At 58.5% G+C, this 18055-nt stretch carries 20 protein-coding genes; 18 read left to right on the top strand and 2 right to left on the bottom strand.

Annotated elements, in window-relative coordinates; translation table 11 throughout:
- Positions 1 to 7: 7 nt before the first annotated feature.
- A complete protein-coding gene (locus H9Q16_RS06615; RefSeq protein WP_191074540.1) occupies positions 8 to 496 on the bottom strand; it encodes a pyridoxamine 5'-phosphate oxidase family protein in 489 nt (162 codons plus the stop codon).
- 156 nt (positions 497 to 652) lie between these two features.
- Between H9Q16_RS06615 and H9Q16_RS06610 the strand changes: the two genes are divergently transcribed.
- The 9 genes from H9Q16_RS06610 (at position 653) to H9Q16_RS06570 (ending at position 10755) form a co-directional block, all read left to right on the top strand.
- Positions 653 to 1816 carry an isovaleryl-CoA dehydrogenase gene (locus tag H9Q16_RS06610; RefSeq protein WP_191074539.1) on the top strand — a complete coding sequence of 388 codons (1164 nt, stop codon included), beginning with the start codon at positions 653 to 655 and terminating at the stop codon, positions 1814 to 1816.
- Positions 1813 to 2292: a lysozyme inhibitor LprI family protein gene (locus tag H9Q16_RS06605; protein ID WP_191074538.1), complete on the top strand. Its 480-nt coding sequence runs from the start codon at positions 1813 to 1815 to the stop codon at positions 2290 to 2292. Before H9Q16_RS06610 ends, H9Q16_RS06605 begins: the two co-directional genes overlap by 4 nt.
- A gap of 39 nt (positions 2293 to 2331) precedes the next feature.
- Positions 2332 to 3045 (top strand): flavodoxin family protein, encoded by a 714-nt coding sequence (locus H9Q16_RS06600; RefSeq protein ID WP_191074537.1) that lies wholly within the window; start codon positions 2332 to 2334, stop codon positions 3043 to 3045.
- Positions 3045 to 4568 (top strand): AMP-binding protein, encoded by a 1524-nt coding sequence (locus H9Q16_RS06595; RefSeq protein ID WP_191074536.1) that lies wholly within the window; start codon positions 3045 to 3047, stop codon positions 4566 to 4568. The genes H9Q16_RS06600 and H9Q16_RS06595 overlap by 1 nt, the downstream gene beginning before the upstream one ends.
- Positions 4565 to 6169: a carboxyl transferase domain-containing protein gene (locus H9Q16_RS06590; RefSeq protein WP_191074535.1), complete on the top strand. Its 1605-nt coding sequence runs from the start codon at positions 4565 to 4567 to the stop codon at positions 6167 to 6169. Before H9Q16_RS06595 ends, H9Q16_RS06590 begins: the two co-directional genes overlap by 4 nt.
- Before the next feature lie 51 nt (positions 6170 to 6220).
- Complete coding sequence (locus tag H9Q16_RS06585; protein WP_191074534.1) at positions 6221 to 8167, top strand: acetyl/propionyl/methylcrotonyl-CoA carboxylase subunit alpha; 1947 nt, start codon at positions 6221 to 6223, stop codon at positions 8165 to 8167.
- On the top strand, positions 8164 to 8829 hold the full coding sequence (locus H9Q16_RS06580) for a glutathione S-transferase N-terminal domain-containing protein (protein WP_191074533.1): 666 nt from the start codon (positions 8164 to 8166) through the stop codon (positions 8827 to 8829). The genes H9Q16_RS06585 and H9Q16_RS06580 overlap by 4 nt, the downstream gene beginning before the upstream one ends.
- 27 nt (positions 8830 to 8856) lie before the next feature.
- Positions 8857 to 9711: a hydroxymethylglutaryl-CoA lyase gene (locus H9Q16_RS06575; protein WP_191074532.1), complete on the top strand. Its 855-nt coding sequence runs from the start codon at positions 8857 to 8859 to the stop codon at positions 9709 to 9711.
- Positions 9712 to 9963: 252 nt separating this feature from the next.
- Positions 9964 to 10755 carry a crotonase/enoyl-CoA hydratase family protein gene (locus H9Q16_RS06570; protein WP_191074531.1) on the top strand — a complete coding sequence of 264 codons (792 nt, stop codon included), beginning with the start codon at positions 9964 to 9966 and terminating at the stop codon, positions 10753 to 10755.
- 99 nt (positions 10756 to 10854) lie between these two features.
- Here the strand turns inward: H9Q16_RS06570 and H9Q16_RS06565 are convergent, their stop codons facing one another.
- Positions 10855 to 12672 carry a sensor histidine kinase gene (locus H9Q16_RS06565; RefSeq protein ID WP_246455498.1) on the bottom strand — a complete coding sequence of 606 codons (1818 nt, stop codon included), beginning with the start codon at positions 12670 to 12672 and terminating at the stop codon, positions 10855 to 10857.
- Positions 12673 to 12884: 212 nt separating this feature from the next.
- Between H9Q16_RS06565 and H9Q16_RS06560 the strand changes: the two genes are divergently transcribed.
- From H9Q16_RS06560 to H9Q16_RS06520, 9 genes are all read left to right on the top strand, one after another.
- Complete coding sequence (locus H9Q16_RS06560; RefSeq protein ID WP_191074530.1) at positions 12885 to 13250, top strand: NADH-quinone oxidoreductase subunit A; 366 nt, start codon at positions 12885 to 12887, stop codon at positions 13248 to 13250.
- The gene (locus H9Q16_RS06555; RefSeq protein WP_246455496.1) at positions 13241 to 13786 is read left to right on the top strand and encodes a NuoB/complex I 20 kDa subunit family protein; all 546 of its coding nucleotides are present in this window, start codon (positions 13241 to 13243) and stop codon (positions 13784 to 13786) included. Before H9Q16_RS06560 ends, H9Q16_RS06555 begins: the two co-directional genes overlap by 10 nt.
- Positions 13783 to 14391 (top strand): NADH-quinone oxidoreductase subunit C, encoded by a 609-nt coding sequence (locus H9Q16_RS06550; protein WP_191074528.1) that lies wholly within the window; start codon positions 13783 to 13785, stop codon positions 14389 to 14391. Before H9Q16_RS06555 ends, H9Q16_RS06550 begins: the two co-directional genes overlap by 4 nt.
- Positions 14391 to 14702: a hypothetical protein gene (locus tag H9Q16_RS06545; RefSeq protein ID WP_191074527.1), complete on the top strand. Its 312-nt coding sequence runs from the start codon at positions 14391 to 14393 to the stop codon at positions 14700 to 14702. Before H9Q16_RS06550 ends, H9Q16_RS06545 begins: the two co-directional genes overlap by 1 nt.
- A complete protein-coding gene (locus H9Q16_RS06540) occupies positions 14702 to 14875 on the top strand; it encodes a hypothetical protein (protein WP_191074526.1) in 174 nt (57 codons plus the stop codon). The genes H9Q16_RS06545 and H9Q16_RS06540 overlap by 1 nt, the downstream gene beginning before the upstream one ends.
- Positions 14875 to 15258, top strand: a complete 384-nt coding sequence (locus tag H9Q16_RS06535; RefSeq protein WP_191074525.1) for a nuclear transport factor 2 family protein — start codon at positions 14875 to 14877, stop codon at positions 15256 to 15258. The genes H9Q16_RS06540 and H9Q16_RS06535 overlap by 1 nt, the downstream gene beginning before the upstream one ends.
- A gap of 8 nt (positions 15259 to 15266) precedes the next feature.
- Entirely contained in the window at positions 15267 to 16487 is a 1221-nt protein-coding gene (locus H9Q16_RS06530; RefSeq protein ID WP_191075181.1) for an NADH-quinone oxidoreductase subunit D, read from the top strand.
- Positions 16488 to 16600: 113 nt separating this feature from the next.
- On the top strand, positions 16601 to 16771 hold the full coding sequence (locus tag H9Q16_RS20520) for a hypothetical protein (RefSeq protein WP_216859300.1): 171 nt from the start codon (positions 16601 to 16603) through the stop codon (positions 16769 to 16771).
- 2 nt (positions 16772 to 16773) lie between these two features.
- Positions 16774 to 18033: an NADH-quinone oxidoreductase subunit E gene (locus H9Q16_RS06520; protein ID WP_191074523.1), complete on the top strand. Its 1260-nt coding sequence runs from the start codon at positions 16774 to 16776 to the stop codon at positions 18031 to 18033.
- Positions 18034 to 18055 lie beyond the last annotated feature (22 nt).

Raw genomic sequence — 18055 nt, 5'->3', positions numbered from 1 at the left:
GTCGATCTCAGGCCGCGCTGGCGAAATGCAAGGTGCCGTGCTCGCCCATGTCGGGCTTGCTGTCAGTCATATGAGCCTTAGCCACCTCAAATAGGAACTTGAGACTGCCGCCTGTGGCCCAGACTTCTGCTTCTGTAAGGTCAAAGCGGATCAATTGCACGTCGGGATCCTGCTGGCCGCCGTCGAACCAGGCAGACGCGATGGCATTCCACATCTCGTCCAGCTTTTGCGGGTCGTTTGATACGCTGATGCGGCCATCGATCCGGGCATAAAGCTGCTCGTCATTGCTGGATACGATATATTGCGCGGTCTCGCCCGTGGCTGCGGCGTTGGACAAATCCGTGCCTTTTGCCGTGATGAACCAGATCGCTTGCGGAGAATCATCGTCATCCACATAGTGGCTCATCGGCACGGCGCGCGCGCCCTCAGCACTCAACATGCCTGTGCGGGTATCTTCCAGGCGGTCCCAGAATTCCTTTTTCAATGTGTCTGTCATGATCTCCTGCTTTCATTACTATGGGTTTCGTTGCGAAGAGAACGCTCATTGCAACTGGTGGGTTCCGCATTGGTCTGCGCTATCTTGACGCAATAGGCAGGGCGCGGTAGGTAATGAACAAGCGTTCAATAAATTCGATCCTGAGGGAGACCTGCATTGTTCACAGCCAGCATGAAATTCGATCTCGGTGAGGATGTAGAGGCGCTGCGCGACATGGTGCACCGCTGGGCACAAGAACGTGTCAAGCCAATGGCGGCGCAGATCGATACCGACAACGACTTCCCGTCCGAACTTTGGACCGAGATGGGCGAACTGGGCCTGCTCGGCATGACCGTCGAGGAAGATTTTGGCGGTTCAGGACTTGGATATGTCGCCCATACCGTCGCAGTCGAGGAAATTGCGCGTGCATCGGCCTCAGTGTCGTTGTCTTACGGCGCACATTCCAATCTTTGCGTTAATCAAATCAGGTTGAATGGCACGCCAGAGCAGAAGGCAAAGTTTTTGCCTAAGCTTTGCTCGGGCGAACATGTGGGCGCATTGGCGATGTCAGAGCCATCGGCGGGCAGCGACGTGGTGTCTATGAAACTGCGCGCCGAAAAGCGCAATGACCACTATCGCCTTTCAGGCAACAAGTACTGGATCACAAACGGACCGGATGCCGAAACGCTGGTGGTCTATGCCAAGACGGACCCCGATGCGGGATCGAAGGGGATTACGGCCTTCTTGATTGAAAAGTCGATGAAGGGGTTCTCGACCTCGCCGCATTTCGACAAGTTGGGCATGCGCGGATCCAACACGGCTGAATTGATCTTTGACGATTGCGAAGTGCCCTTTGAGAACGTGCTGGGCGAAGAGGGGCGCGGTGTGGCCGTGCTGATGTCAGGGCTTGATTATGAGCGCGTCGTGCTTGCGGGTATCGGTCTGGGCATCATGGCGGCCTGTCTGGACGAAATCATGCCCTACATGGCGGAGCGCCGGCAATTCGGTGAACCCATCGGGAATTTCCAGCTGATGCAGGGCAAGATGGCAGACATGTACACGGCAATGAATTCGGCGCGCGCCTATGTCTACAGCGTTGCACAGGCTTGTGATCGGGGTGACGTGACGCGCGCCGATGCGGCAGCGTGCTGCCTTTACGCCTCAGAAGAGGCAATGAAGCAAGCGCATCAGGCAGTGCAAGCCATGGGAGGAGCGGGGTATCTCAGCGACAACCCCGTGGGGCGTATTTTTCGCGACGCCAAGCTGATGGAGATTGGCGCGGGCACCTCGGAAATCCGCCGCATGCTGGTGGGGCGCGAGATGATGGCGGCAATGGCGTGAAGGCGATTGCACTTGTTTGCGCCTTTGTCGCGGCGCCGGTCTGGGCGCAAGATCTGCCCTATTCAGACATTGCCACCCGGGAATGCCTGGAGACAGCAAGCGACTTTGCTGCGCGCGAAGCCTGCATCGGTACCTCTGCCGATCTTTGCATGGCGACCCCCGAAGGTGGAACCACATACGGAATGAACGGGTGTCTGGATCGGGAACTGGCGTTTTGGGACAAAGTGCTCAACCAAAACTATCAGATCAGAATGGCAGATGCTAAGGCGCGGGACGCAGACGTCGGACCGACGCTAGGCGTTCAGGCCGACGCGCTGCGCGACATGCAACTGGCATGGATCGCCTTCCGCGATGCTGCCTGCGAATTCGAACGCAGCCAGTGGCAAGGCGGTACTGGTGGAGGACCCGCGACAATCGCATGCATGCTAGAGCTGACCGGCCGTCAGGCGTTGGTTCTGGGCCGGGTAGACCGTTAGGTTGCTCCGGTCGACCGAAATTATTGGAAGAGACTGAACATGAATGCACCGCTGAAGGCGCTTTATATCAATACCTCTCTGAAACGTGTGCCGGACGAGAGCCACACCAAACTTCTGTTGAATGCTTCTGCCAAAATTATTGAAAAACAAGGCGTTGAAGTCGAACACTTACATCTGCTCAGCCATCAGGTGCCGCCCGGAGTATACCCGGACATGACGGAACACGGCTGGGATCGCGACGATTGGCCGGACCTGTGGAAAAAGGTTCTGGGCGCGGACATTCTGATCATCGGTACGCCTTTGTGGCTGGGAGAGGAATCGAGCGTCTGCCGTATCCTGATTGAAAGGCTTTACGCGATGAGCGGTGAGCTGAACGAAAAGGGGCAGTCTGTGTTCTATGGCAAGGTGGCGGCTTGCGTGATTACGGGCAACGAGGACGGGATCAAGCACACCGCGATGACGCTGGGGTTCGCCATGAACCACCTTGGCTATACCATCCCGCCGCAGGCCGATTGCGGCTGGATCGGGGAGGCGGGGCCGGGCCCCTCTTATGGTGATGAGACCGACGATGGCGGTCGTGTGGGGTTCGACAACGATTTTACCCAGCGCAATACGACGATCATGACATGGAACGCCCTGCATCTGGCGCGGATGCTGCAGGCAGCGGGGGGATACCCCAACGACGGAAACGATCGAACGGCCTGGAAAGCCGGAACGCGGTTTGGGTTCGAAAACCCTGAGTATCGCAGTTGATGTTCTTGCCGGGCCTTCATAACGATGGCAGCTGGGATGTGCCTGCGCGCCTTAACATGGCGGCGCAATGCCTTGCGCAGCCGTCAGATTCGGTAGCAATCATCGACCTGACCGGAAAAAACCGCCGCGATGTGAGCTTTGGTGCCCTCTCTGAAATGACCGATGGACTGGCCCGCGCCCTGCTGACCCGGGTAGGTCGAGGTGACCGTGTGGGTGTATTGCTCAGCCAATCGCCGTGGTGCGCAGCGGCACATTTGGCGATCTGGAAAATCGGTGCAATTTCAGTACCTTTGTTCAAGCTCTTCAAGCGGGACGCGCTGGGGTCGCGGGTCGGGGATGCTGGGTGCGATATTGTGCTGACAGACCGCGAGGGCGTCGATCTTTTGGGCGATCTGGCTGAACCCTGGATGGTTGGTGACGTAAGGGAGGGCGGCGCGCCTGTCTCTTTCGCAGACACAGGACCAGAAGACCCTGCGGTTCTCATTTACACTTCCGGCACAACAGGCAGTCCCAAGGGCGCCCTGCACGGCCACCGGGTGCTGACGGGGCATTTGCCGGGCGTCGCCATGAGTCATGACTTGCTGGGCCAAAAGGGCGATTGCCTGTGGACGCCTGCGGATTGGGCGTGGATCGGGGGGCTTTTTGATGTCTTGATGCCAGGGCTGGCGCTGGGCGTTCCTGTCGTCGCGGCCCGTATGACGAAATTCACGCCCGAAGGGTGCACTGAGATCGTGCGCTTGGGGCAGGTCCGAAATATTTTCTTCCCGCCTACCGCCTTGCGCATGTTGAAGGCAGCGGATGCCGAAATTGCAGGATTGCGCAGTGTGGCCAGTGGTGGCGAACCGCTGGGGGGCGAGATGCTTGGCTGGGGCCGGAAAGCCTTTGGTTTGAATATAAATGAGTTCTACGGCCAAACAGAATGCAATATGGTCGCGTCCTCATGTGGTGCCGCGTTCGCTGCGCGCGCGGGCTGCATTGGCAAAGCAGTGCCGGGGCATACCGTTGCGGTAATCGATGGTCAGGGCAATGTGACGGATGCAGAAGGTGATGTGGCGGTGCGCCGGGGCTCGGCCTCCATGATGTTGGAGTATTGGGGGCGTCCTGATGCCACGGCAGAGAAGTTTCGCGGCGAGTGGCTGATCACCGGAGATCGCGGGATTTGGGAAGATGACTTTCTGCGGTTTGTCGGACGCGAGGATGACGTCATCACATCCGCTGGCTACCGCATCGGACCGGCAGAAATCGAAGATTGCCTGCTGACCCATCCCGATGTGGCAACCTGCGGGGTCGTCGGCAAGCCTGATACGCTGCGTACTGAGGTGGTGAAGGCCTATGTCGTGCGCAAGACTGGCGCTGAGGTAGACGCCAAAACGTTGCAGGAATGGGTAAAAGAACGGCTCGCAAGCTATTCATATCCAAGGGAGATCGAGTTTGTGAATGCGCTGCCGATGACGGTGACAGGCAAGGTTATCCGCAAAGAGCTCAGAGCGCGGGCCGCGCAGGAAGTTGAGGAACACATATGAAACTGACATCTCAGGCATTGCCGTCATCTGAGGCTTTTCAGGCCAACCGCGACGCCCATATCGAGGCGCTGGCGAAAATCGCTGAGGCTTCAGATGTCGCCGCATTGGGCGGTGGCGAAAAATCTCGCGCTCGCCATGAAAGCCGGGGCAAGATGTTGCCGCGTGAAAGGGTTGCGAACTTGCTGGATCCCGGCAGCCCATTCCTGGAGGTGGGCGCGCTGGCGGCGCATGGACTTTACGACGGTGCTGCGCCTTCAGCGGGCGTTATTGCCGGCATCGGGCAGGTCGCGGGGCATGAGGTCATGGTCGTCTGCAATGACGCGACTGTGAAAGGCGGTACCTACTATCCGATGACGGTCAAGAAACACCTGCGTGCGCAGGAGATCGCTGAGGAAAACAACCTGCCTTGTGTCTACCTTGTCGATAGTGGCGGCGCGAACCTGCCCAACCAGGATGAAGTTTTTCCCGACCGCGATCATTTCGGGCGCATCTTTTACAACCAGGCCCGAATGAGCGGCAAGGGCATCCCGCAGATCGCTGTTGTGATGGGCTCGTGCACGGCGGGCGGCGCCTATGTGCCTGCCATGTCTGATGTGACGATCATCGTTAAGGAACAAGGCACGATCTTTTTGGCAGGTCCGCCCCTGGTCAAAGCTGCGACAGGTGAGGTGGTGACCGCAGAAGACCTTGGCGGTGGGGATGTGCACACCCGGCTTTCCGGGGTGGCGGACTATCTGGCCGAAGATGACGCCCATGCACTGGCGCTGGCGCGGCGCGCGGTGGGCCAGCTAAATCGCGCAAAGCCCCACACTGTCGAATGGGCCAGTATCGAAGAACCAGCCTATGACCCCGACGAGATACTGGGCGTGGTCCCGCACGATCTGCGCACACCATATGACATCCGCGAGGTTGTCGCGCGGGTAGTGGATGGCAGTCGGTTTGACGAATTCAAGGCGCGCTTTGGCGAAACGCTGGTGACAGGGTTTGCGCATGTCAAAGGATGCCCTGTGGGGATCGTTGCAAACAACGGCGTGCTCTTTTCAGAAGCTGCACAGAAGGGCGCGCATTTCGTGGAGCTTTGCAGTCAGCGTGGCATTCCGCTGGTATTCCTGCAGAACATCACAGGGTTCATGGTGGGTCGCAAATACGAAAATGAAGGTATCGCACGTCACGGGGCCAAGATGGTGACAGCCGTGGCCTGCACCGAAGTTCCCAAAATCACAATGCTGGTGGGGGGTTCCTTTGGAGCGGGAAATTATGGCATGGCCGGAAGGGCTTACAGCCCGCGCTTTATGTGGACATGGCCGAACTCGAGGATCAGCGTCATGGGTGGCGCGCAAGCGGCGGGCGTACTGGCGACCGTCAAACGCGACGCGATTGAACGGGGAGGCGGGTCGTGGTCAGAGGATGAAGAGGCCGCTTTTAAACAACCCACTATCGACATGTTCGAAGAACAATCGCATCCGCTTTATGCAACTGCGCGGCTTTGGGATGACGGCATTATTGACCCGCGCAAAACACGGGATGTACTGGCGCTGAGCCTCAGCGCAAGCTTGAACGCGCCCATTCGGGAGACACGCTTTGGCGTGTTCCGGATGTGAAGATAGTGTCGGAGCATTCTGATTTGATTGAGATTCTCGAGGAGACGCCAGATGTTTGACTGCATCCTGATTGCCAACCGAGGCGAGATTGCTTGCCGCGTCATGGAAACTGCGCGTGCCATGGGGGTACGGACAGTTGCGGTCTACTCCGATGCCGACACCGATGCCAAGCATGTGGCGATGGCCGATAATGCTGTCCACATTGGCGGCTCCGCCCCTTCTGAAAGCTATCTTAAAGGCGACGTCATCATTCAGGCGGCTTTGGACACGGGCGCACAAGGGATCCATCCCGGCTACGGGTTTCTGAGCGAGAATCCCAATTTCGTTGAGGCGGTGGAGAAGGCCGGACTAACCTTCATCGGTCCGTCGGCCAGCGCCATCCGGGCAATGGGCCTTAAGGATGCGGCCAAACAGGTGATGGAGGAGGCGGGTGTACCCGTTGTCCTTGGTTATCACGGAAAAGATCAGGACGATGGGCTGCTGCGTAAGGAAGCGGAGAAGGTCGGCTATCCGGTGCTGATCAAGGCAGTAGCGGGCGGCGGCGGCAAAGGGATGCGCCTGGTCGAGAAAGACGCCGAGTTTCAGGCCGCGTTGGACAGTGCACGCTCAGAGGCCCAGACGGCCTTCGGCAACCCAGACGTGTTGATTGAGAAATTCGTAACCAAGCCGCGCCACATCGAAGTGCAGGTCTTTGGCGACGGTACCCGGGCAGTGCATCTTTTTGAGCGCGATTGTTCGCTGCAACGTCGGCATCAGAAGGTGATCGAAGAAGCGCCAGCGCCGGGTATGACAAAAGAAATGCGGGACGCGATGGGGGCGGCCGCCGTCCGCGCGGCGGAGGCCATCGGGTACGCGGGTGCAGGCACGGTTGAGTTCATCGTTGACGGAGAAGGAGGGCTGTCAACCGATGGCTTCTTTTTCATGGAAATGAACACCCGGTTGCAGGTGGAGCACCCGGTAACCGAGGCAATCACCGGTGTCGATCTTGTCGAATGGCAATTGCGGGTCGCATCGGGCGAAGCCTTGCCCGCCACACAGGACGATTTGCACATTCGCGGCCACGCGTTCGAGGCGCGCCTGTATGCCGAAGATGTGCCCAAAGGCTTCCTGCCTGCAACGGGTACGTTGACCCATCTGGCGTTTGCGTCTCAAACGCGGGCGGATTCTGGCGTGCGTGCTGGTGACACCATCAGCCCGTTTTACGATCCGATGATCGCCAAAGTTGTTGTGCATGGCCCAAATCGTGACGTCGCCCTGTCACGCCTGCGCGCATCGTTGCAAGCCACAGAAGTTGCGGGAACGGTGACGAACCTGGCATTTTTGGGCGCTTTGGCCAGTCACGAGGGCTTTGGGCAGGGGGATGTCGACACGGGTCTTATTGCGCGTGACATTGATGCGCTCACGGCGCCGCCTTTGGTCGAGCCCCGGCATTTTGTGCTGGCTGCGATGGCAGCACTCGATCTGATGGAACCCGGCCCTCAAGCCGGTTTTGTACTGTGGCGCCCTTTGCGGCGGCAGGTGACGCTTGGACGAGATGGCGAACCACAGCTTTTGAAGGTGCGGGTCATTTCACCGGATCTTCAGCTTTGGCAAGTTGGCGAGCTAGAGATCGAAGCAACGCGGCTTGCCGGGCGCTGGACCGTTGGGGGGCAATTGGCCCCAAATGTGGTGCAGAACAAAGGGGTGATCACCGTCTTTGACAGCTATGGTATCGCATTTGACCTGCTGGATCCCTTGGCACAGGCCAGTGGTGCAGCGGGCGATGGCAATGTGATCGAAGCACCGATGCCAGGCCTTGTCCGGGCCATCGACGCATCTGTCGGGCAAAGCGTTGCAAAGGGTGATCGGCTCGCAGTACTCGAGGCCATGAAGATGGAGCACGCGTTGCTCGCGGCCCGCGACGGTGTTGTCGCGGAGGTTCTCGCCACTCCGGGTGATCAGGTTGAAGCCGGGGCGGCATTGGTGCGGCTCGAGGCAGAAGCAGAGGACGCCGCGTGATCACGTTGTACCACGCGCCGCAAACCCGCTCAATGCGATCGCTGTGGTTGCTGCATGAAATGGACGTGCCGTTTCGCGTTCATTTGCGGGCATTCGACAAGACACTGCGCGACCCTGACTATCTCACGCTGTCTCCGGCCGGGCGCGTGCCGGCGCTTGAAATTGACGGCGAACGCATGTTCGAAACTGGCGCGATCACGCAGTATCTTTGCGAAAGGTTCAGTCCTGACCGCCTGGGCCGCAGCCCTGAAAGCCCGGATCGGATGGCGTGGCTGGTCTGGGTGCATTTTTCCGAAACGCTCAGCCAGCACACCGCCGCCTTGACCCAGCAGCATGTCGCGCTGCGCGAAGATCACATGCGCAGTCCGATTGTCATGAAGCTTGAGGCCGCGCGCGTGGCCAAATGTTATGACGCGATCGAGGCGCGGCTTTCCACACCAATAGAGCGGCGCGACTATTTGCTGACATCAGGTTTTTCGGCGGCGGACATTTCCGTAGGTCAGGCGGTTTACATGTCCCGTTTCTTCGTAACACTGGATCAGCACCCTCAAGTGGCGGCCTGGTACGAACGCATTACAGCGCGCGCGGCGTTTCGACAGGCCCTTCCGCAGGGCGACGGAATTTATGATCGGGATTTCTATGCGCCGTGGCCTGTGGAATGATGCGGTCCATACAGGGGGGGAATCCAAATGAGCTTGGGACGATGTGAAATTTTCGAAGTAGGCCCGCGAGACGGCCTTCAAAACGAGACGCGCGATATCAGCGTGGACGACAAGGTTGCCCTGGTTGACCGATTGTCAGACGCAGGCTTTGGCCGGATCGAATGCGCCAGCTTTGTCAGTCCAAAATGGGTGCCGCAAATGGCGGGATCGGGTGATGTTTTGGCGCGGATCAAGCGGGCAGATGGCGTGCGGTATGCCGCACTGACGCCAAATATGCGGGGTTACGAAGATGCGGTCGCCGCAGGAGCGGATGAAATCGCGGTCTTTGGATCAGCCTCCGAGGGGTTCAGTCAGAAGAACATCAACGCGTCCATCGCCGAATCCCTGGCGCGATTCGAGCCTGTGTTGGCGCAAGCCCGGCACGTTGATTTGCCCGTTCGCGGGTACGTGTCCTGCGTGGTGGAATGCCCCTATGACGGGCCCGTGGCCCCTTCATCGGTGGCTGAGGTTGCGGATCGGCTTTTCGCGATGGGTTGTTACGAGATCAGTCTGGGGGACACAATTGGCGCTGGCACCCCTGACAGCATCGCCCGCATGTTGCTGGCAGTGCGCGACGTTGTGCCCGTTGGGCGTCTGGCTGGACACTATCACGACACGAACGGGCGTGCGCTTGGTAACATTGACGCGTCGCTTTCACTTGGCGTGCGGGTGTTCGATGCGGCTGTTGGTGGTCTGGGCGGCTGTCCTTTCGCGCCCGGTGCCGCGGGAAATGTAGCGACCGAAGCTGTCAATGCGCATCTGGTCCAACTGGGGTACGAGACCGGACTGGATCAGACCATCCTCGAAGACGCCGCGGCTTTGGCGCAGGCCATGCGGGGCTGAGATGGCATTTGCTTCGGTGCAGTGCAGTTGATGGGCTTGAACGACGTCACGTGGTTGCGCCAGGCCGGCCCTGGTCGGGACATGTCCCGATGACCGTGTTGCCTTACACTTTAGTGGCAGTCTTGGGGCAAGATCGGCTGGGCTGGTGATCGTCGCCGGCCAAAAAACCGTTTTTGGGCTGTACGGAAGAGACCCTACTGAAATGGCGAGTACAGGTCAGACAGGTGCCCGGTTTGGAGAAGGAAACAGGTGATGTACGAGACCCTAACCGTTGAGACCGATGCGCGTGGCGTGGCGGCCTTGACGCTTAACCGCCCGCAAAAACACAACGCGATGTCTGCACAGATGCTTGCCGATCTGACACAGGCAGCTCAGGACCTTGCCCTTGATGACGCCGTTCGCGTTGTGGTGCTGACCGGTGCTGGCAAAAGCTTTTGCGCGGGGGGGGATCTGGAATGGATGCGCGCGCAACGTGACATGGATGCTGCGACCCGGTCAGCGGAGGCTGGTAAACTGGCGACAATGCTTGGCGCGCTCAACACATTGCCCAAGCCCGTTATTGGCAAGCTTCAAGGGAATGCCTTTGGCGGCGGCGTCGGCTTGGCGTCTGTGTGTGATGTGGCGATCGGGGTCGATAGCCTGAAAATGGGGTTCACCGAGACGCGGCTGGGGATAATCCCGGCAACGATTGGGCCATATGTTCTGGCGCGGATGGGTGAAGGGCGCGCGCGCCGTGTTTTCATGTCAGCGAGGCTTTTTGATGCGGAGGAGGCTGTTGATCTTGGCCTTCTGGCACGCGCCGTGCCATACGAAGAGCTTGATGCCGCGATAGAGCGCGAAGTCGTGCCGTATCTTAGGTGTGCTCCCGGCGCGGTGGCGGCGGCTAAGGCTTTGGCGCGTGATCTTGGGCCTCAGATTGACACAGAGGTCGTGGCCCGCACAATAGAGGCGCTCGCTGCGCGTTGGGAAACTCAAGAAGCAGCTGAGGGAATAGGCGCGTTCTTTGAAAAGCGCGCGCCATCGTGGTCGGTGAAGGATCCCTAATCTGTAAGATTTTGTGTTCTGACCCTACCGGATTTAGACTTCGCGTTTTCTGCTTTCATTAACAATTCTTAATGGCCACGACTTTCTGGGCAGGCAACCTCAGGCCGCTTCCGGCAGAGCCGCTGATATGTCCACCGCATCCTGTTTAGCAGGCCAATCAAAGTAGAATGCGGCACCGTGGCCCAAGTTTGACTTAAGTGTGATGGTTCCACCGTGCATTTCCACAAGTTTCTTGACGATCGCCAGTCCAATGCCAGTGCTTTCAGGGCCATTGGGCCGGCGAAGGGTCTGAAAGACATCGAATATGCGCTGGTGGAAGCGTGGTTCTATTCCTGGCCCATTGTCGATGACCTCGAAATACAGCCGATCCTGCTTTGCCCGTGCTCTGACTTTGACAGCAAGTGGTTTGACCCCGTCGTGATACTTGATCGCATTGCCCACGAGGTTCTCGAGGATACGGCGCAATCCAACGGGGTCGGCTTCGATCAAGGGTATCTCACCCTCAAACTCCAACTGATCATCCTGCAAACCGAAATCGAGGGCGAGTGTTGATATCACCTCCGCAAGGTTCAGGCTTTTCTGCGCTTCGATCACGGTGCCAACACGGGCAAACGCCATGATGCTGTTCGTCAGATCCGTCATCCGCGCGACACGCTCATCGATATGATCAAGGTTTTCTGCAATCTCAGGGTTGGCCTCAGGTGAGGCGAGGTAGTCTGCAAGATCTTCGCGCAGCATCTCTGCCAGGCCGCCAATGCCGCGGATCGGGGTCTTGAGATCATGTGAGGCGGCATAGGCAAACTGCTCTAACTCATTGTTGGTCGCGTTGAGCTTGCGTGTCTTTTCGCGCAAGGCAAGCGTGGCCTTTTCTGCATAGGCAATTGCGCGGGCATTCCCGCGCGACATCAATAGCAGCATCGAGATGATCAGCACCTCAATAATAAGACCACCTGCGAGGATGACCCAAGGCTGCGCATAAGTGTTCTTGGTGCGAAACGCGAGATTGGTCCGGATGTCGACCACCCATTCGCGTCCATAAAGCTGCATCGATACGGTTTCAGCGAACATGGGCTCGGGATCGTTCCGGTGTTCATCCGTTCCGAGCTCTGAATAGATCATCTGTCCGGCGTCTGTGATGCTGAAATGAATGTCGCGGCGATCTTTGGCCAGCAATCCCGCCATCAGTTTGTGCACGACAAAAGGCGCGTAGACACTACCGATGATCTGTTCGCGACGCTCGCGCACCGTACCCGGCGCCGGTCCGGCGTAATAGGGCGCGAAAAACAAGAAACCCGGTGTGCTGGCCGCGTCCTGAACCAAGGTTATCGGCCCTGAAATTTGCGCACGCCCGGTTTCACGGCTAAGCAAGGCCGCAGTTCTGCGGTTAGCCTCATGGGCGACGTCAAGACCAATGGCAGCGGCATTTGCGCTTTCAGGCTCAACAAATGAAATTGGCATTCGGATCGGGCCATCATGATCCGGGAAAGAAACAAATTCAGGCCTTTCGGCGCGACGTTGCGCCAGATAGCCCGCAAGTGCTTCCTGCCCGACAAAGTGAATGACACCGATGCCATTGATGCCGGGATATTTCTCATCAACCCGCAGGGCCTGCGCAAACGAGCGCCATTGCGCCAGCGTCATGTCACCGCCATGGGATTCCATCGCCGACACCCCGGCCCATAGCGCATCCTCGTACCGTCGCATGCCATCATGGATAAGCTCGACCACCGAATTGCGCGCGGTTTCGAAGCGCATAAGATTGCGGGTTTCGATTTGCTTTTTGGAAAACGACCAGGCGCCGATGGTCATGACCATCGAAAGCCCCACAATGACGACATGCAGGATGGATACGCGCGACCCAAGCGACTGAAACGGAGCAGGAGGTGTTGCACGAGCGCGCATAGGGGTAATAGGCATGTCCCATCGCTACAGATCAGGTCTTAAGATCGGGTTGCCGTCACTTTCCCCGGATCAACGGATGAATTGTGGCTGATCCGGCAGCTCGTGCACCCGTTTTCCGCGCACCTCCCGTTGACCCTCTGGCTCCCCACCGCTAAACCCAAACCGACGTCTGTTCAGCCGGTGACTTTGCCTCACGTGCAAGGTGCCCATCCCAAAGGAGCTCCCTCTTGGACGAAATGCTGCGGGAATACCTGCCGATCCTTGTTTTTCTGGCCGTTGCCGTAGGCTTCGGCGTTGTGTTGGTGGTCGCCGCGTTGGTGATCGCGGTGCGCAACCCGGACCCTGAGAAGGTCTCTGCCTATGAATGTGGATTCAATGCGTTTGATGATGCGCGCATGAAGTTCGATGTGCGGTTCTACCTTGTTGCGATCCTGTTCATCATCTTCGATCTTGAAATCGCATTTCTGTTCCCCTGGGCGGTCGCATTCAAGGATATCTCGATGGTGGGCTTTTGGTCGATGATGGTGTTCTTAGCCGTGCTGACAATCGGGTTCGCCTACGAATGGAAGAAGGGGGCACTGGAATGGCAGTGACCGATAACCCTACGCCTGTTACAGCCAAGGCCGGGATGGACCGTGATGTGGCCACCCAGCAATTGAACGCAGAGCTGCAGGACAAGGGTTTCCTTGTCACTTCCACAGCGGACATCATCAACTGGGCGCGCACCGGATCTTTGCACTGGATGACCTTTGGTCTGGCCTGCTGCGCGGTCGAGATGATGCACACCTCCATGCCGCGCTATGATCTGGAACGCTTTGGCACCGCTCCGCGGGCCAGCCCGCGCCAGTCTGATCTGATGATTGTGGCGGGTACGCTGACCAACAAAATGGCGCCCGCGCTGCGGAAGGTCTACGACCAGATGCCCGAGCCGCGCTACGTGATTTCAATGGGGTCCTGTGCCAACGGTGGCGGCTATTATCACTATTCCTACAGTGTTGTGCGCGGCTGTGACCGGATCGTGCCGGTGGATATCTACGTGCCCGGCTGCCCGCCCACGGCAGAGGCGTTGTTGTATGGTATCCTGCAATTGCAGCGCAAGATGCGCCGGACGGGGACGATCATCAGATGAGTGAGCAATTACAGGAACTTGGTGCCTATATCGAGGCCAAAAGACCCGACTGCGTGTTGTCTTGGGAGGTTGTGCGCGGCGAACTGAACATGGACGTGACGCTGGCCAATATCAACGGTCTGGTGGAGTTTCTAAAAGGCGATGCGACCTGCCGGTTCTCCACACTGGTGGATGTGACGGCAGTGGATCACACAGGCCGCTCAAAACGGTTCGATGTGGTTTACCATTTTCTGAGCATGTACCAGAACCACCGCATTCGTCTGCGCGTTGCGGTGCGCGAAAAGGATATGGTTCCGTCGATCACAGATGTGCATCCGAGCGCCAACTGGTTTGAGCGCGAAGTCTTCGACATGTTCGGTATTCTGTTTTCAGGTCACCCGGATCTACGCCGTATCCTGACGGACTATGGTTTTCGCGGCTATCCGTTGCGCAAGGATTTCCCGACCACGGGATATACCGAAGTGCGCTATGACGAGGTCGAAAAGCGCGTGGTCTATGAACCCGTGAAGCTGGTGCAGGAATACCGGCAATTTGATTTCATGTCGCCCTGGGAGGGCGCGGAATACATCTTGCCGGGGGATGAGAAAAAGGACGAAGCCTCGTGATGGACGCCCTTCCCATGAGCGTTCAACGGGTTCTGATTTTGGGCCTGGTTGTCGCCGTCGCCATTGGCATCGGCTGGAAAGCACCATCTTTCACGGGGCGCCTTATGGCTGCCGGAGTTTTCGCCGCGCCTTTCATCGTTCTCATGCCAGTTGCAAACTATTTCGAAGAGATATTTCAAGGCATGATCGGCAAAGACAACGAACACAAGGGCGCGCGGGGGCTGCTTTTATATGGTTCCGTTTCTGCTGTCGTTGGTTACGTGTTGGCCTGGATCGGCGGCGCGGCCCGGATCCGCAGGGAGGCATCCTGATGGGGGGTGTTTGGTGGCTGATCCTTTCAGCGCTGACGGCCATCCCCATGGTCAAGCTGCTGCCGTTCTTTGGCATCAATAAGTATTGGGCGGCGGCGTGCCTCGTGCCCTTCGGCACGATTGCGCTGCTGTGGTGGATGGGACTGAAATTGCAGGAACTGGAGAAACTGTGATGGACGGAAACGCCCATATCGACGCAGATCTGCATGCCGTTGCGGTGGCCTATTGCGAGGCGGTTTACTTTGCGAGGGCCGAGGTGTTTGAAAGCCTCTGCCACAAGCGTTTCCAGATGACCTTGATCGAAGAGGGTGCCGCGACCTTTTGGGACAAGAGCGCCTATCTGGAGCGCGTGCGTGGGCGCACGCCCTTTCCGGGCAAGGCGGGATATGAGATTCTTGCCATCGATCAGGCGGGGGGTGACATTGCGCGTGTGCATCTGACCGTGGATGTACCACCGCTGCGCTACGAAGATCACCTTGGCTTTGTCCATGTGGACGGGGCCTGGAAATTATTGACGAAGGTGTTCCGCACAGCGGCGCGCCTCGAGAAGGAGTAAAGACCATGATGGACGGCTCCAAAGGTTTCGACGACGCCCTGACGGGTGAACAGAAGATCCGCAACTTCAACATCAACTTTGGTCCGCAACACCCCGCAGCACATGGGGTTCTGCGGCTGGTGCTGGAGCTGGACGGCGAGGTGGTGGAACGCTGCGACCCGCATATCGGGCTGTTGCACCGCGGCACCGAGAAGCTGATGGAAAGCCGCACCTACCTGCAGAATCTGCCCTATTTCGACCGGCTGGATTACGTGGCACCGATGAACCAGGAACACGCCTGGTGCCTGGCCATCGAAAAGCTGACCAACACGCCCGTGCCGCGCCGCGCCTCGCTGATCCGGGTGCTTTATTCCGAGATCGGTCGTGTGCTGAATCACCTGCTCAACATTACCACGCAAGCGCTGGATGTGGGCGCGTTGACACCGCCGCTTTGGGGGTTTGAAGAGCGTGAAAAGCTGATGATCTTTTACGAGCGGGCCTGCGGGGCCCGCCTGCACGCGGCCTACTTCCGGCCCGGTGGCGTCCATCAGGACCTGCCCGATGCGCTGATCGATGACATCGAGACATGGGCACATGAATTCCCCAAGATGATCGGCGATATCGACACGCTGTTGACGGAAAACCGGATCTTCAAGCAACGCAACGTCGATATTGGCGTGGTGACCGAAGAGGACATCCTCAACTTCGGGTTCAGCGGAGTGATGGTGCGAGGCACCGGCCTTGCCTGGGATCTGCGGCGCGCGCAACCCTATGAATGCTATGATGAATTCGACTTTCAGGTGCCCGTGGGCACCAATGGCGACTGCTTTGACCGCTACCTCTGCCGGATGGAGGAGATGCGGCAATCAACCTCGATCATCCTGCAGGCGATTGAGAAACTGCGCGCGCCAGAGGGCAAGGGCGATATCCTGGCCCGTGGCAAGATCACACCACCGTCGCGCACGGCAATGAAGACGGACATGGAAAGCCTGATCCATCATTTCAAGCTTTACACCGAAGGGTTCCATGTGCCTGAAGGCGAGGTCTATTGCTGTGTCGAAGCCCCCAAGGGGGAATTCGGCGTGTATCTGGTGGCGGATGGATCCAACAAGCCATACCGTTGCAAAATCCGTGCACCGGGTTTTCTGCATTTGCAGGCGATGGATCATATCTCGAAAGGGCATCAGTTGGCCGATGTGGCCGCCATCATCGGGACGATGGATGTGGTGTTCGGGGAGATTGATCGGTGAGTGAAATCGGTCTTATTCAATGCGCCCGTCATGGGCAAGTGCAGGCCGCATACGTGTGCCGGCATCTCCTGGATGGCCTGACCGATCGAAGCCCACGCGGCGTAAATTGGCTGATGGACGAGAACAATGCCGTCAATGCGTGGTGCGATGGGTGCGAGAAATTCCGGTTGGCCAATGGCAACGAATGGAACGACACAACCGAAGCACACGCCAAGATCAAATTGTTGTGCCGAAACTGCTTTGATGAACTCGAAGGCTTCGACACTCTGAAGAAAGCGAACTGACCATGCTCCGCCGTTTGCACCATGAACAACCCGATGCCTTTGCCTTTACGCCTGACAACCAGAAATGGGCCGAGGCGCAGTTGACAAAGTTTCCTGAAGGCCGTCAGGCCTCGGCCATCATCCCTTTGCTGTGGCGCGCGCAGGAGCAAGAGGGCTGGCTTAGCCGTCCTGCCATCGAACATGTATCCGATATGCTGGGGTTGGCGCATATTCGCGGGCTTGAGGTCGCGACGTTCTATTTCATGTTCCAGCTGCAACCCGTTGGTTCCGTGGCGAATATCCAGATTTGCGGCACCACGACCTGCATGATCTGCGGGGCCGAAGATCTGGTCGGGGTCTGCAAAGAACTGATTGCAGCGCGCCCGCATCAGCTGAGCGACGATGGGAAGTTCACTTGGGAAGAGGTTGAATGCCTCGGGGCCTGCGCGAACGCGCCCATGGCCCAGATCGGCAAGGATTATTATGAAGATCTGACCGCCGACAAGCTGCGCCAACTGATCAGCGATCTAGGCGCGGGCAAGGTGCCTGTACCGGGGCCGCAAAACGGGCGCTATTCGTCTGAGCCCGAGAAGGGCCTGACCAGCCTGACCGAGCACGAAAGCGGACGCACGCAGTACAACGCCTCAGTTCAGCTCGCGACGGATATCGGCGATACCGTCAAGCGGATCGACGGCACCGAAGTCCCGCTGCTGACACCATGGCAGGGCAAAGCGGCTAATGTATCAGACGAGCCGTCCGCAGCGGCGCAGCGCGATGATATGATGCCACCCAGCGGGCCGGACGGTGCGCAAGGCGGACGCCGCAAGACCGATGCGCCCGCACCGCGCGATGTGGGCGCGTCCTCGGACAAACATGCTGAGGTGCCCGGCGAAGCCCCGGCTGCAAAAGCCGCTGCGCGCCCCAAATCGGGCGCGGTAGCGCCTGCGCAGGAAAACGACGTGAAGGCCGAAAGTGGGACCGCCGATGCAGGGACACCGCCCGAGACGCTGACCAGCGCCCGCGACACCGGGGCGGATGATCTGAAGTTGATCAAGGGCGTCGGCCCCAAGCTTGAGACGATGCTCAACGGGATGGGGTTTTACCACTACGATCAGATCGCCGGATGGAGCGCCGAAGAAGTCGCCTGGGTCGATCAGAACCTTCAGGGTTTCAAGGGGCGGGTCAGCCGGGACAACTGGGTTGATCAAGCCGGAAAACTGGCACGGGGAGAAGCGACCGAATTCTCCGAACGTGCAAAAAAGGACAAACGCAACAAGGAATAGGCCCAAACGCTCACCCAGTAAG

This window comes from Sulfitobacter aestuariivivens (genome assembly GCF_014763045.1).
Taxonomy (GTDB): Bacteria; Pseudomonadota; Alphaproteobacteria; order Rhodobacterales; family Rhodobacteraceae; genus Sulfitobacter; species Sulfitobacter aestuariivivens.
The sequence above is the reverse complement of the archived record's forward strand: the minus strand, read 5'-3'. Positions and strand labels throughout refer to the sequence as shown.